Origin of the sequence: Klugiella xanthotipulae (assembly GCF_006716695.1) — a bacterium.
GTDB classification, from domain to species: Bacteria; Actinomycetota; Actinomycetes; order Actinomycetales; family Microbacteriaceae; genus Klugiella; species Klugiella xanthotipulae.
In genome coordinates, this window is record NZ_VFPN01000004.1 from 17,297 (window position 1) to 30,875 (window position 13,579).

The 13,579-nt window shown below is 64.8% G+C and carries 12 protein-coding genes; 1 reads left to right on the top strand and 11 read right to left on the bottom strand.

Annotation, left to right across the window (positions count from 1 at the left end; genetic code table 11):
• Window positions 1-62: 62 nt before the first annotated feature.
• Window positions 63-473 carry a VOC family protein gene (locus FB466_RS12505; protein ID WP_141918781.1) on the top strand — a complete coding sequence of 137 codons (411 nt, stop codon included), beginning with the start codon at window positions 63-65 and terminating at the stop codon, window positions 471-473.
• Here FB466_RS12505 and FB466_RS12510 read toward each other — a convergent pair.
• The 11 genes from FB466_RS12510 to FB466_RS12560 form a co-directional block, all read right to left on the bottom strand.
• Window positions 395-1,213, bottom strand: coding sequence for an AraC family transcriptional regulator (locus tag FB466_RS12510; RefSeq protein WP_141918784.1), 819 nt, complete (start codon window positions 1,211-1,213; stop codon window positions 395-397). The genes FB466_RS12505 and FB466_RS12510 overlap by 79 nt on opposite strands.
• Before the next feature lie 165 nt (window positions 1,214-1,378).
• Complete coding sequence (locus tag FB466_RS12515; RefSeq protein ID WP_141918786.1) at window positions 1,379-2,659, bottom strand: alpha-hydroxy acid oxidase; 1,281 nt, start codon at window positions 2,657-2,659, stop codon at window positions 1,379-1,381.
• A 9-nt stretch (window positions 2,660-2,668) separates the two neighbouring features.
• Complete coding sequence (locus tag FB466_RS12520; RefSeq protein WP_246054668.1) at window positions 2,669-3,574, bottom strand: FadR/GntR family transcriptional regulator; 906 nt, start codon at window positions 3,572-3,574, stop codon at window positions 2,669-2,671.
• 205 nt (window positions 3,575-3,779) lie between these two features.
• The gene (locus FB466_RS12525) at window positions 3,780-4,709 is read right to left on the bottom strand and encodes a 2-hydroxyacid dehydrogenase (protein ID WP_141918791.1); all 930 of its coding nucleotides are present in this window, start codon (window positions 4,707-4,709) and stop codon (window positions 3,780-3,782) included.
• A 162-nt stretch (window positions 4,710-4,871) separates the two neighbouring features.
• A complete protein-coding gene (locus tag FB466_RS12530; protein WP_141918793.1) occupies window positions 4,872-6,368 on the bottom strand; it encodes a rhamnulokinase in 1,497 nt (498 codons plus the stop codon).
• On the bottom strand, window positions 6,365-8,401 hold the full coding sequence (locus tag FB466_RS12535) for a bifunctional aldolase/short-chain dehydrogenase (RefSeq protein WP_141918795.1): 2,037 nt from the start codon (window positions 8,399-8,401) through the stop codon (window positions 6,365-6,367). Before FB466_RS12535 ends, FB466_RS12530 begins: the two co-directional genes overlap by 4 nt.
• 46 nt (window positions 8,402-8,447) lie before the next feature.
• Window positions 8,448-9,617 (bottom strand): L-rhamnose isomerase, encoded by a 1,170-nt coding sequence (gene rhaI, locus FB466_RS12540; RefSeq protein WP_211344841.1) that lies wholly within the window; start codon window positions 9,615-9,617, stop codon window positions 8,448-8,450.
• 37 nt (window positions 9,618-9,654) lie between these two features.
• Window positions 9,655-10,014: an L-rhamnose mutarotase gene (locus tag FB466_RS12545; protein WP_141918799.1), complete on the bottom strand. Its 360-nt coding sequence runs from the start codon at window positions 10,012-10,014 to the stop codon at window positions 9,655-9,657.
• A gap of 443 nt (window positions 10,015-10,457) precedes the next feature.
• Complete coding sequence (locus FB466_RS12550; protein WP_141918802.1) at window positions 10,458-11,786, bottom strand: hypothetical protein; 1,329 nt, start codon at window positions 11,784-11,786, stop codon at window positions 10,458-10,460.
• A 2-nt stretch (window positions 11,787-11,788) separates the two neighbouring features.
• A complete protein-coding gene (locus tag FB466_RS12555; RefSeq protein WP_141918804.1) occupies window positions 11,789-13,099 on the bottom strand; it encodes a S8 family peptidase in 1,311 nt (436 codons plus the stop codon).
• Window positions 13,096-13,578: a hypothetical protein gene (locus FB466_RS12560; RefSeq protein WP_141918807.1), complete on the bottom strand. Its 483-nt coding sequence runs from the start codon at window positions 13,576-13,578 to the stop codon at window positions 13,096-13,098. The genes FB466_RS12555 and FB466_RS12560 overlap by 4 nt, the downstream gene beginning before the upstream one ends.
• Window position 13,579 lies beyond the last annotated feature (1 nt).

The following is a 13,579-nucleotide window of genomic DNA, read 5'->3' on the forward strand; positions in this document are numbered from 1 at the left end:
GGTGGAAGCGGGCGTCCGAAACGTACTATCGCAGTGTCGGAGGTGCCACATATCCTGGCCGTATGGCAATTTTATTCAATTTCATCGGCATTGTGACTCACGATCTCGCCCGCTCGCTGGCGTTCTACCGGCTGGTGGGGCTCCCCCTCCCGGAGGGCATTGAGGGGGAGTCTCACGTGGAGATTGAGGCTGTTCCCGGCGTGCGTATCGGCTGGGATACGGTCGAGACGGTTCGATCGTTTGACCCCGGCTGGACGGCCCCCACCGGAAGTCACCGGCTCGCGCTCGCCTTCGCCTGCGATACTCCGGCCGAGGTTGACGAGACATTTACAGCACTTATTGCCGCCGGACACAAGGGTCACGTTGAGCCGTGGGATGCCTTCTGGGGTCAGCGCTACGCCACCGTGCTTGATCCCGACGGTAACGCGGTTGACCTGTTTGCGGCACTGCCGGGTGGCGCTGCGGCGGGGTAGTTGGGCGTGTGCGAAGCGAGGTAGTCGCCCGGTGTCACCCCCGCCAGGCTGCGGAACTCCCGCGTGAGGTGTGATTGGTCTGTGTACCCAACCTCAGCGGCGAGTTGTGCCAGGGGGATGCCGGGGGTGCGGGAGAGTGTCGCTACCGCATCCTGAAGCCGCAGTACCCGACCGAGCGTGCGCAGGCCGTAGCCAAACGTGTTGATGCTGCGGCGGTATAGCTGGCGCTCGGAGAGGTTGAGGGCGCGTGCGGCTGCTGCGGCTCCATATCCCGCGCGGGTGAGACGCAGTGCCTCACGGGGGAAGCCGCGTTCGGTTGCGCCGAGCTCGCCCAGGAGCGGCAACCAGGCGGCCTCAAGGGCGCGGCCGGGCGCGCGGGCACCGTCAACGGCCAACAGGAGGGCGTCGGTGAGCGGGCGAGGGGCGACCTCTGCGAGGGGAACGCGCTGGTTGACGAGCAGGTGGGCGGGGGTGCCGAGGAGGAGGGGCAGTATCCCCGGTGCATAGCGCAGACCGATGATGGTGCTGGGTGCGGCGGAGGCAAAAACGTGTGCCCGAGTATCTGGTCCGGCAATCACAAGGGTGCCCCCGTCCCAGAGAATATCCATACAGCCGTCGGGCAGGATGAGACGCTCGGTCAGGGCCGGTGATTGGGCTCGCCAGATGAGTGCGCCGGGGATGTGTGAGGCGCGCTCAGCGTAGTGGCGGGTGGCGTCGGGCTCTGGCCTGGTGGGGGGCAACGGGTGAGTTTTGTGCATACGACCGGGAAATAATCGTCGATGTGTGAGGTTTTCTCACCCGGAGTGGGCGCTTGGGGGCGGGGGCTCAGAGCGGGGGCGCGAGGGCGCGGGGTGCGTGTCCGGGGTGGCAAGCACCGCCACCCCGGACACGCGGCGTGGGGAGCGCTACGTGCGTGCGCGGGTGGTGGCGGCTGCGGCCGCCACCTCGGGGGCCACAGCGCGCGGTGCCAGGCGCTGCAACTGGGTAACGTGGCCGGGGGTGAGCTCGTCGAGGCTGTTGACCCCGAGCAACTGCATGGTGCGGATGATCTCCCCCGACAGGATCTCGATGGCGCGGTCAACCCCCTCGCGCCCGCCAGCCATCAGGCCGTACAGGTAGGCGCGGCCGATCATCGTGAACCGGGCGCCCAGGGCGACCGAGGCCACGATATCCGCACCCGACATGATGCCCGTGTCGAGGTGAATTTCGGTGTCGTTACCGATCTCGCGAACCACCTCGGGGAGCAGGTGGAAGGGGATGGGGGCTCGGTCGAGCTGGCGACCGCCGTGGTTGGAGAGCGTGATGCCGTCCACGCCAATGTCAGCGACCCGCTTGGCGTCGTCCAGCGTCTGCACTCCCTTGACCACAAATTTGCCGGGCCACTGGTCCTTGATCCACTTCAGGTCTTCGTAGGTGACGGTCGGGTCGAACATCGAGTCGATCAGCTCACCGACGGTGCCCGACCAGCGGTCGAGCGAGGCAAAGGACAGCGGTTCGGTGGTGAGGAAGTCCACCCACCACCACGGGCGGGGTAGCGCGTTGATGACGGTCATCGGGGTCAGCGCCGGGGGGATCGACATCCCGTTGCGCTTGTCCCGCAGTCGCGCACCGGCAACGGGCACGTCCACGGTGACCAGCAGGGTGTCAAAGCCTGAGGCGATGGCACGCTCCACGAGGGCCATCGAGCGATCCCGGTCTTTCCACATGTACAGCTGGAACCAGTTGCGGCCGTTGGGGTTTGCGGCCTTGACATCCTCAATGGAGGACGTGCCCATCGTGGACAGAGAGAACGGGATGCCGGCCGCACCCGCCGCGCCAGCCCCGGCGACCTCCCCCTCGGTGTGCATCATGCGGGTAAACCCGGTCGGTGCGATACCAAACGGCATCGCGACCTCCTGGCCGAGGACGGTGCTGCGTGTGTTGACGTGTTCCACATCGCGCAGGATGGCCGGGTGGAACTCGACATCCTGGAACGCCTGGCGAGCCCGGCCCAGCGAGATCTCGGCCTCGGCCGAGCCGTCGGTGTAGTCGAACGGGGCCTTCGGGGTGCGGCGCTTGGCGATATCGCGCAGATCGGCGATGGTGAGGGCGGCATCCAGGCGGCGTTTACGGCCGTTGAGCTCGGGCATTTTAAACTGCATCAGCGGCGCGAGGTCGCGGGGATTGGGGAAACGGCGTTCAACCATGAGTGTTCCTTACGTAGTGGTGGGGTGAGCGAGTGCGGGGTGAGATGCCAGTGTCGAGTGGGGGGCCATCTCCGGGGGTCTATCTGACGTGGTGGGGGACGTGTGATGGTGACCAGCATCCGTGATGCGGGTCTCAGCGTAGTAACCGCTGATGTGTGCGGCGACGCGCTCGGCGGCCTCGCCGGGGCGGCCCGCGTCGATGGCTGCGAGGATATCTCGGTGCTCCTGCTGCAACCGCCGCATGGTGCGGGGCCAATCGGGCACATGCGCGGAGGCATCAATCACGTAGGCCTCGATCGCGCTGCGCAGCCCGGCCATCGTGGCGGTGAGGACATCGTTGCCGGTGGCCTCGGCGAGGGACAGGTGAAACTGGGCGTCGAGAAGCAGAAACTCGGTGTCGGTGAGGGTACCGCGCCCCATCGCGTCGAGCAGTTCGCGGGCCGCGGCGGTGTGGGCGCGAGTCTCGGCGAGTTCCCGCGCCACCGCCGTCTCCAGGACGAGCCGGGTCTTCACCACGTCGGCCACCGCAAACCCCTGGGCAGCGACCTGCAACCGCATCAGGATGCTCATCCCGCCGGAGGGGCGCGCCACGATGATCGCCCCCGAGGACGGGCCAGAACCCGTCTGCGTGCGGATCAGCCCGAGCACCTCCAGCACGCGCAGCGCCTCGCGTACCGAGGAGCGGCCCACGCCCAGACCGGTGGCCAGGGCGCGCTCGCCGGGTAGGCGGTCGCCCGGGCTGAGGATGCCGGCGGCCAGCTGCGCCTCGATGTGTGCGAGCACGGTCTCCCAGGCTTTGGCGGTCGCGGCGGGCGGGGGAGGAGCGACGGGTGTTGTGGGATCGGTAGCAGTGTCGGAGCGCGCGGCGATATTACCGGCTGAGGCCGGCTCGGCGTCGAGCAGCGCGTCGTCCAATGTGAATACTCCTGATGATGTGGTCAGACCACATAAGTGTATACGCATATTGGGGCATTGCAATACCCGCAGCCCGTTGGTGTGAGCGACAGCGACGTCGGCGGTATGTCGGGGCGGCGCGGCCAGATCCACACCGGTGAGGATTCAGGCGCGAGGTAGACCACAGGCTGTTGGATGTCTCTCGGCACGCCACTATTGATGCCGGTTACCGCCCGTCAATCACCACGTTCACCGGCTCCTGCCCGCTCTGCAACAGTTCAATTTGCTGTCGAATGAGCCGGGCCATCCGCGGCATCATCGCCGAGGTCGCCCCGCCCACATGCGGCGTGATCAGGACCTCGGGGCAGGACCACAGCGGATGCTCCGCGGGTAGCGGTTCCGGGTCGGTCACGTCGAGGGCCGCGCGGAGGCGACCCGTGTGTAGGTGGGCGACCAGCGCATCCGTGTCGATAATGGGGCCGCGGGCCACGTTGACGAGTAGCGCGCCGTCTGCCATGGCCGTGAGGAACGCGTCGTTGACCATGCCGGTGCTCTCGGCCGTGAGTGGCATCGCGAGCACCACGATGTCGGCGTGCGGCAGCAGGCGGGGCAACTCGCTCATCGGATGGATGGGGCCGGTTGGTGTCTCCCTGGCGGTGCGGGCCACCCGGGTAACGCTCGTTTCGAACGGTAGCAGCCGCTCCTCAATCGCCTGACCCACGCCGCCGAAGCCCACGATTAATACGGTGCGGTCGGCGAGGCTCGCTCGGCGCTGGGGGGCCCAGTGGCCCGCATCGGCTGCCCGTACGGCGTCCGGGATGCCCCGCTGCATTGCGAGGATCAGGCCCACCGCGAGTTCGGCGGTGGATGCCTCGTGCACGGTGCTGGCGTTGGCGAAGCGGTGGCCGGGGGGCAGCGCATCCGCCACATTATCGAAGCCGATGGACTGGCTCTGCACCAGCTGGGTCGTGACGGCGCTGAGGGACCCGAGTACGCTCTCTGTGCCCATGTAGGGCGGAACGACGATGTCGATGTGCGCGGCGGGCGGTGGCGTTTTCAGGTCCCAGAGGAGCAGTTCAACCCCCGTGGGCGCGGGGCTGAGTAGGTCGCGCAGGGTGTTTCCGGGCAGACTGACGGTGAGCGGAGTTCTGGCCATGAGGTGAGTTTAGCGGCCGGTGTGCACGGCGGTGGTGTGCACGGCGGTGGTGTGCACGGGCGCGGATGTGCACGGGCCGGGTGGCGCACTCAGGGTGAGTTCTGGCTACGGGGTAGGGAAATAAACGTCGATCTGTGAGGAAAAGTCACCGTGGGTGGGGCGTTACCGGGGGTGGCTCGGGCGGCGAGGGGTGTAGCGGGTGAGGGGCACCGAGGCGGCGACGAGCGCGCGCAGCGACTCCAGGTCGCCGGAGATGACCCCGGCAGCGCGGGCCTGCACCAGCACATTGCCGATGGCGGTGGCCTCGACGGGGCCGGCGATCACGGGGAGGCCGGTGCGGTCTGCGGTCAGCTGGCACAGGAGCGCGTTCTGGGAGCCGCCACCGACCACGTGGATCGCCTCGACCGAGGTGCCCGAGAGCGACGCGGCCTGCTGGATGGTGCTGTGGTAGGCCTCCGCGAGGCTCTCGACAATGCTGCGCACATACTCCGCGGGGTTCGACGGGATGCGCTGGCCCGCCTCGGCGCAGCGCGCGGCGATCCGCTCGGTCATGGGGCCTGCGGGCAGCAGGTCGGGGTGGTCGGGGTCGAACACGCTGCCGCCGGGTAGCGCCTCGGCCTGGGCCAGCAGCGTGGGCAGGTCCGCGGAGACACCGGCCTTCTCCCACTCGCGCAGGCACTCGCTGATGAGCCACATGCCCATCACGTTGCGCAGGAAACGGATGCGGCCATCTACCCCACCCTCGTTGGTGAAGTTGGCGGCGCGGCTGGCCTCCGTGAGCACGGGGGAGTCGAGTTCGAGGCCCACGAGGGACCAGGTTCCCGAGGAGATGTAGGCGATGTTGCGGTCGGTGGACGGCACAGCCACGACCGCGGAGGCGGTGTCGTGCGACCCCACGCTCACGACGGGCACGGTGCTCAGCGCGGAGGCCGCACCCGCGCCGAGGCCCAGCGCCAGCTCGTCCCGTACCGAGGGCAGCAGCGAGCCGACCGTCTCGCCCGGGGCGATGAGCGGCGGGAGGAGGGATGCGGGCAGGCGGAGGCGCGTGAGCAGCGCATCCGACCAGCGGCCCGTGCCGATGTCGAGCAGGCCCGTGGTGGAGGCGTTGGTGCGTTCCGCTCGGCGCTCACCCGTGAGCCAGTAGTTGATGAGGTCTGGAACCAGGAGGGCCTCGTCGATGCCGTCGAGCAGCCCCGCGTCGCGGTCGGCCGCCAGTTGGTACACCGTGTTGAAGGGGAGAAACTGGAGGCCGTTGACTGCGTAGAGCTCGGCGGGCGATATCGCGCCGTGTACCGCCTCGACCCCGGCAGCGGTGCGGGCGTCGCGGTAGTGGTACGGGATGCCCGCGAGGGCCCCGCCGCGCATCCGCCCGTAATCGACCGCCCAGGAGTCCACCCCGAGTGACGCGATTGAGCCGAGACCCGAGCCCCCCGCCCGCTGTGCCTCGCGGAACGCGACGCGCAGCCCGTCCACCACCTCGCGGTACAGCTCCAGGAGGTTCCAGTGCATCGCGGGGGCCTGTCCCGCCCACACCGTCACCGGGTTGTTCGGGAACCGGCTCGTCAGCCCCAACTGTAGACGGTTGGGGCTGACGGTGGCCGAGATGACCCGGCCGCTGGTCGCGCCCAGGTCAACGGCAATCACGGTGGAGTCGGTCATCGCACGAATGCCGCCGCAACGCCCGCGTCCACGGGGATGTGCAGGCCGGTGGTGTGGCTCAGGTCCGGCCCGGTGAGCACAGCGACCGCGTTGGCCACGTTCTCCGGCAGCACCTCGCGCTTGAGGATTGTGCGCTGCGCGTAGAATTTTCCGAGGTCATCCTCCTCGATGCCGTATGTTTTGGCGCGGTTGGCACCCCACCCCGAGGCGAAGATGCCGGATCCCCGCACCACACCATCCGGGTTGATACCGTTGACCTTCACCCCGTGCTCGCCCAGCTCGACGGCCAGCAGGCGTACCTGGTGGGCCTGGTCAGCCTTGGTCGCGGAGTACGCGATGTTGTTGGGCCCGGCGAATACCGAGTTCTTCGAGGAAATGTAGATCACATCGCCGCCCAGCTTCTGGTCGATGAGGATGCGCGCGGCGGCCTTCGAGACCAGGAAGGATCCCTTCGCCATCACGTTGTGTTGCAGGTCCCAATCGGCCTCGGTGGTCTCTAGCAGCGGCTTTGACAGCGACAGCCCCGCGTTGTTTACCACGATATCGACGCCGCCAAACGCGAGCACCGCGGCATCGAGACCGGCTTGCACCTGCGCCTCGTCCGTCACGTTCACCTGCACGCCGATGGCCACATCCGTGGAGCCCAGCTCGGCTGCCGCGGCCTGCGCCTTCGCCAGGTCGAGGTCGGCGATCACCACGCAGGCTCCCTCCGCGGCGAGGCGGGCGGCGATGGCTTTGCCGATGCCCGAGGCGGCCCCCGTCACGAATGCCACGCGGGAGGCGTGGGATTTCGGCTTCGGCATCCGTTGGAGTTTGGCCTCTTCGAGCGCCCAGTACTCGATGTTGAATTTTTCGGCGTCGCTGATGGGGCTGTAGGTGGAGAGCGACTCGGCCCCGCGCATCACGTTGATGGCGTTGATGTAGAACTCACCGGCCACCCGTGCCGTCTGCTTGTTGCCGCCAAAGCTGAACATACCCACGCCGGGGATGAGCACAATGGCCGGGTCTGCGCCGCGCATCGCGGGCGAGTCCGCTGTGGCGTGCGTGTCGTAGTACGCCCGGTAGTCGGCGCGGTACTGCTCGTGCAACTCGGTGAGCCGAGCGATGGAGTCTTCGACGGATGCCGTGGCCGGCAGGTCCAGGATCAGCGGTTTTACCTTGGTGCGCAGGAAGTGGTCGGGGCAGCTGGTGCCGAGCGCGCCCAGGCGGGGGTGGTTGGCCGACGCGAGGAAGTCGAGCACCACCTCCGCGTCGCTGAAGGAGCCCACCTGGGGTTTGTCCACCGAGGCGAGGCCGCGGATGGTGGGGGCCAGGGCCGCCGCCTTCGCGCGGCGCTCGGCCTCGGGCAGCGCGCCGTAGCCGTCGAGGGCCGGGCCAAACGGCTCCGGCTTCCCGTGGGCCGTGATGTAGTCGGCCGCTGTGTTGATGATCCAGAGGGAGCGTTCCTCTGTCTCATCACTGGAGTCACCCCAGGCCGTGATGCCGTGGCCGCCCAGAATGCAGCCAATCGCCTGGGGGTTCTCCGCCTTGATTGCCGCGATGTCGAGCCCCAGCTGGAAGCCGGGGCGACGCCACGGCACCCACACCACCGTGTCGCCGAAGATCTTTCCGGTGAGTTCTTCGCCGTCCACCGCGGTGGCGATGGCGATGCCGGAGTCGGGGTGCAGGTGGTCAACGTGTGCCGCCTCCACGAGCCCGTGCATGGCCGTGTCGATGGAGGGTGCCGCACCGCCCTTTCCGTGCAGGGTGTAGTCAAACGCGGCTACCATGTCGTCCTCGCGGTCAAGCCCCGGGTACACGTTTACGAGTGAGCGCAGGCGGTCCAGCCGGAGCACGGCCAGGCCCTGTTCGGTGAGGGTGCCCAGGTCTCCGCCCGACCCCTTCACCCACATCAGCTCAACATCCTCACCCGTGACGGGGTCGGTGTCGGTGCCCTTTGCCGAGGTGTTACCCCCGGCGTAGTTGGTGTTCTTCGGGTCAGAACCGAGGCGGTTCGACCGGGCAATCAACTGCCGTGCTGCGTCGCTGCTCATGGTGTGTCTCCTGGTGGTGGGGTTGAGGTGTGGGGTGGGTGGGCGCTTAGGCGCCCCAGCTGGCCTGGGTGCCGCCCGCGCGTTCGGCGTTGATCTTTTCCTGGTATCCGGATGCCGTGTAGGCCGCAATCGGGTCGGCAGGCAGCCCGCGGCGCTCACGCCACGCGGCGAGGTCGGGGCGAACATCCGTGTAGAACGCGTCGATGAAGATCTGGTTGGCTCCGAGCACGTCGCCGGCCTCCTGGGCGATGGTGAGGGCGGTGCGGTCCACGAGGAGGGCGCGGGCCGTCATCTCCTGCACCGTGATCACGCTTCGGATCTGGCCGGGGATTTTTTCTTCGATGTTGTGGCACTGGTCGAGCACAAACGCCACACCCGATTCGGGATCGAGCGCGCCGCCGCGGATGACCTCGTACATGATGCGGAACAGCTGGTACGGGTCGGCCGCACCCACGATCAGGTCGTCATCGGCGTAGAAGCGCGAGTTGAAGTCAAACGCGCCGAGCTTGCCCAGGCGCAGCAGCTGGGCCACGATGAACTCGATGTTGGTGCCGGGGGCGTGGTGGCCGGTGTCGAGCACCACCTGGGCTTTCTCGCCGAGGGCGCTCGTGTGCGCGTAGCTGGTGCCCCAGTCGGGTACGTCGGTGTGGTAGAAGGCGGGTTCGAAGAATTTGTATTCCAGGAGCATCCGGTGGTCGTCGCCCAGGCGCTCGTAGATGGTGGCGAGCGATTCGGCGAGGCGGTCCTGGCGGCTGCGGATATCCGCCTGGCCGGGGTAGTTGGTGCCGTCTGCGAGCCAGATTTTGAGGTCGGTGACGCCCGTGGCGTTCATCACGTCGATGCATTCGAAGTGGTGGTCGATGGCCTTCTGGCGCACCGCGGGGTCGCTGTGCGTCAGGCTGCCAAGCTTGTAGGCCTCGTCCTGGAAGGTGTTCGAGTTGATCGTGCCGAGCCGGATGCCCTCGTCTTCGGCGTGCTTGCGCAGGTCGGCAAAGTTGTCCACCCGGTCCCAGGGGATGTGCAGGGCCACGGTGGGGGCGAGGGCGGTCAGCTTGTTGACCTGGGCGGCGTCCGACACCTTCTCAAACGGGGTGCGGGGTGTGCCGGGCGTGCCAAATACGCGGAAGCGGGTGCCCGAGTTGCCGTAGGCCCAGGAGGGTACTTCAATGGCCTGGGCGTCGAGCTGGGCGAGGATGTCGGGGCTGAGACTCACGATGGTTCCGTTCTCTGTGTGAGGGTGTTGGTCTGTGGGGTTAGTTACTGAGCGGGGCGAGCTGGTCTTCGAGGTGGAACACCTCGGTCAGCTGGAGGAAACCCTCGTCGGGTGCACCGTCGAGGTCGATGAAGAATTCGGCCATCTCGGCCTGCCAGCGGGCGTTCACCTCGGTGGCGGCCATTCCGGCCTGGGCTGCGGCCAGGCTGGGTGTTTCGAGGTAGCCGATGAGGAGGCCGTCGTCTCGGAGGAAGAGGGAGTAGTTGTGCCAGCCGGTGTCGGAGAGCGCGCGGAGCATATCGGGCCAGACGGCGGCGTGCCGTTCCCTGTATTCGGCGATGCGCTCGGGTTTCACCTGGAGCTGAAAGCACACGCGCTGGTGGGGTGTGTGAGTGCTCAACGTTGAGTCCTCTCGTTGCGGGACGGTCGGGTACGGATGCGGAACCCACTCCGAGTCATGCTCGAAATGAATCGTTTCAATTTGTAGCTAGAGTAGTCCCCTCTGTGGGGGTTCGTCAATCGGGGGTTCCCACGGCGACCGGCGGGTGGGCCACGAAGACGGGTAGATCAGTCGTGAATGTGAGGTGCGAGAATCATGACGTACCGTGAGCGGAGTTCCATTAACGCGACCGCCGCGCTGGTCCCGCGCATCCCGATAATAGGGCCGGGTCTACGGGGTAGTGGGTGAGCCCAACCGTGATCTCCGCCCCGTCCTGAAACGGAGAACTGTCGTGAGGCGCTAGCCTCTCCCTGCTGCGGGCGGCGCTGGGGCACTGCCCTGGGTGGGGGTTGGATGATCGAGGGTCTCTGTGTAGGTCATGGCGGAGAGTGGGTCTCTCGTGGTTAGTGGTGCCACCATCGTTTTTTGGGTGTGGGTTTGTTGCGTTCTTCTTCGGCGCGGCGTTGTGCTTGCGCGGCTTCATACAGGGGATCACCGGGGACGCGTGAGCCGGCACCGGCTTTAGGTTGCACGAAGGGTTCATCGTCTTCGAGTCTCGGCGCGATGAGTCCTCGTGTGGTGGGTCGTTTTTTCTCTCCTGACCCGCTACCGGCCGGGGCGCCGCCCATCATGCCCATCCCACCACGAGCACCACCCGCACCCGTGGGGGTCGTGCTCGCGGGTGCGGGTTTGAGTCCTGTACCGCCCGGGGTGTTACCACCACCCAGGACCACACCGCCGCCGCCCAGGCCGCCCGTGCTGAGTTTCGCGGCCCCTACGGCTACTCCCGCACCCGCGATACCCCCGAGGACACCGCCGGTACCGTTCCCTAAACCGCCCGTGGTACCGCCACCAGAACCACTGCCGTCATCCGCGGACGTGTCTCCGGGATAGTACGGAGACTCAGGATCCCACACGATTCCATCACCCGGCAGCGTGGACACAACCGGGACGCCCGTACCGCCACCGCCGCCGCCACCACCGGGACCGGAACCGCCCGGGCCGGTACCACCGCCACCGGGGCCGGGGTCTGTTATACCGGTGATCGGACCGGGAACCGTGGAACCAGGGCCCGGGAAAACCGGACCCGCACCGATACCGCCAACACCATCGGTAGAGCCGGTACCACCGACGGGGCCAGGATCGCCGGTCGTACCGCGTTCCGTCGGCGGCGGGTATTCGTGGCGGGGAACATCGGTAACAGGGTCCTGACCGGGAGCCCACTTCCAGATGTTTTTGACATTATTTTCCACGCTGTGAGCAAGGGTTTGAGACTCTTCGGAGAGCGCCTCAAGGGCGGCCTTTGATTTTTCTTCTCTAGGGCAACCCAACGCCGCTTCTGCTGTTGCGATCCCAGCTGTGCTGAGAATGGTTCCAACCCCGGGTACGAGAAGAGTTCCACCGGCAACAATTGCAGCTTTTTCGACCGAGGTGAGGCCGATGTTCTGAATCTCCTCGTAAGCATCCCGTGCGTAGTCGATGAGGCGATTTGCCCCATCAATTATCCGTTTGATTTCATTAAGATAGTCGGCACTTTCTGCCATTTTCTTTCCAGTGGTATCGAAAATGCTGACTGCCGCGTCTGCAGATTTTCCATCCCAGCCGGGTGTGCCGGCAACTTTTTTGAGGGCCAGCGAAGCGCTATCTGCGGCACGCTGTATTTTCTGGAAATCGGTCGAGTCTATCTTTGCACGATAGGCAGATCGGTAAAGAAGTTCTTCGTAGTATCCCATGACTAGAGTCCTTTCTCGAAGGTCGAGGGAAGAGAATTTCTGGCTCTTTTTCTTCGACTGTTGAGTAAAATTATTAAGAAGACTGCTCCTCCGGCGAGAAGTATCCCCCCAAGAGAAATGCTCAGCATGAGTATTGATGTGTCAGTTTCTTTCGATGGAGCTAAAGTCTCCTTTGTCGTCGGAATGGAAATTTTTTCATCGAAAACATCATCGTATTTCGGAAAACCGTATAATTTATTGAATAGCGGGTTGATGTCCGGAAGGTTCGTTGGGTCGAAACTGAGCATCTGATTGAGCGACATGGACCCGTATCCCCAGTATTTTTGGGGATCATAGTAAACAGTGTGCTCCGAGGCGCCAGTGTTTTTAATGAGGGATTGAATGATTTGATTTCCGGTTGCGCTGGGATACTTTGACTTTACAAGAGCCAAGAACCCGGCAGTAATAGCCGTTGAAGGTGATGTTCCGGTAATGAGTTTGGGCCCCCAGTGCTCATCGAGACCCAGAACTTCTACTCCCGGCCCTACGGCCGTGATTGAATCATCTGGTTTTTTCGCGTCAGCATATATTTCGCTATCCTTGGTTTCAGATTGCATGGTGACGACACCATTGAATGAGGCCATCCCCATGGAGCGATTTTTATCGTTGGAGGTACCCGAGACAAGGATAACTCCCGTTTTGAGCGCTTCAGAAACTAGGTCTTCAAGCTTAGGTGAGGAGCCCGTTGCGAAGGACATAGAGATGATGTCGGCACCATCTTTGAGGGCCTGGGAGAGAGCTTCGATAACGGAATCCTCTTGGCCGTCCTCACCGTTGCGGAAGCAGTTGATGTCACTCGACAACTCAACAAAATCTACTTCACGGTAAGAGGTGGCATAGTAGTTTATTTTCGCACCGGGGGCGACTCCGCGTGCGGTTGTTTCTCCAGGGTTGGAGCCTTTTCCGTTTCCCGCGATAAGAAGAGCCATCTCGGTCCCGTGTGTGGAGGCTCGGGGGTCAGTGCTGGTTGCGGGTGCACGGGTTCCGGGGGTGCCGCTAATATCGCAGTATCCGGGTTCGTGCACAGTGATGTCTGCACTATCGAGCCCAGGTATATCGCTGTAGATCGGCGTGTCTATGATGGCGATTGTGACACCTTTACCGGTGAAACCTTCGTCGTGTGCTTGCTGGACTCCGTAGTCGTCAAAGTACCACAGGCCAGGGTTTCCATCGGCTGTCGCAGGAGACATCCCGATCATGCCGAAAAGTGATGCTGTGAGGAGGACACTCAGTAGTCGCACCGTGTGTTTAACGTTCCAGTGAATACTGCTCATCCGTTATCCTCTCCGTCGGTTGCCGGTGTGGGGCGGCTTGAGCCGCCGGAGCCTGCCGGTGCTGGGGTGGATTCGGTTTCTCCCTCACCTGGATCCACGGAAGGACTTCCGGTGCTCCGTGTGCTCGTGTCGCTGGCTGGTGCGGTTCCCGTCGTCGCCTGAACATTCTCCACCCAGCCAGTGTCGGTGTTGAGATCTAGAGAGAAGCTCTCGTCCCGGGCGATGAGGTCTTCCACCGTGGCCTTGATGTTATCGGCTTGCGTGGCCAAGTAATGCTGCCAATTATTGGTCCTGACTTTTAGTTCCACCAATGCCCAGTCGATCATGTCATCAAACTCTTGCATGGCGGTGGGCTGTGCCGCACAGGTGAGGTTTGGCGTTGGCCCAGAACTAGCCTTCGCGATGTCCCCCTCGGCCTGTTGGAGTTTCTTGATTGCCGCCAAAACTTCTTCTTCTCTGATCTCGATTGTGTACGTCATA

Coding starts and splice junctions, on each gene's coding strand:
- FB466_RS12535 (WP_141918795.1), bottom strand. CDS start 8,401: ATGAGCAGCGACGCAGCACGGCAGTTGATTGCCCGGTCGAACCGCCTC.
- FB466_RS12515 (WP_141918786.1), bottom strand. CDS start 2,659: ATGGTTGAACGCCGTTTCCCCAATCCCCGCGACCTCGCGCCGCTGATG.
- FB466_RS12555 (WP_141918804.1), bottom strand. CDS start 13,099: ATGAGCAGTATTCACTGGAACGTTAAACACACGGTGCGACTACTGAGT.
- FB466_RS12505 (WP_141918781.1), top strand. CDS start 63: ATGGCAATTTTATTCAATTTCATCGGCATTGTGACTCACGATCTCGCC.
- FB466_RS12550 (WP_141918802.1), bottom strand. CDS start 11,786: ATGGGATACTACGAAGAACTTCTTTACCGATCTGCCTATCGTGCAAAG.
- FB466_RS12530 (WP_141918793.1), bottom strand. CDS start 6,368: ATGACCGACTCCACCGTGATTGCCGTTGACCTGGGCGCGACCAGCGGC.
- FB466_RS12525 (WP_141918791.1), bottom strand. CDS start 4,709: ATGGCCAGAACTCCGCTCACCGTCAGTCTGCCCGGAAACACCCTGCGC.
- FB466_RS12560 (WP_141918807.1), bottom strand. CDS start 13,578: ATGACGTACACAATCGAGATCAGAGAAGAAGAAGTTTTGGCGGCAATC.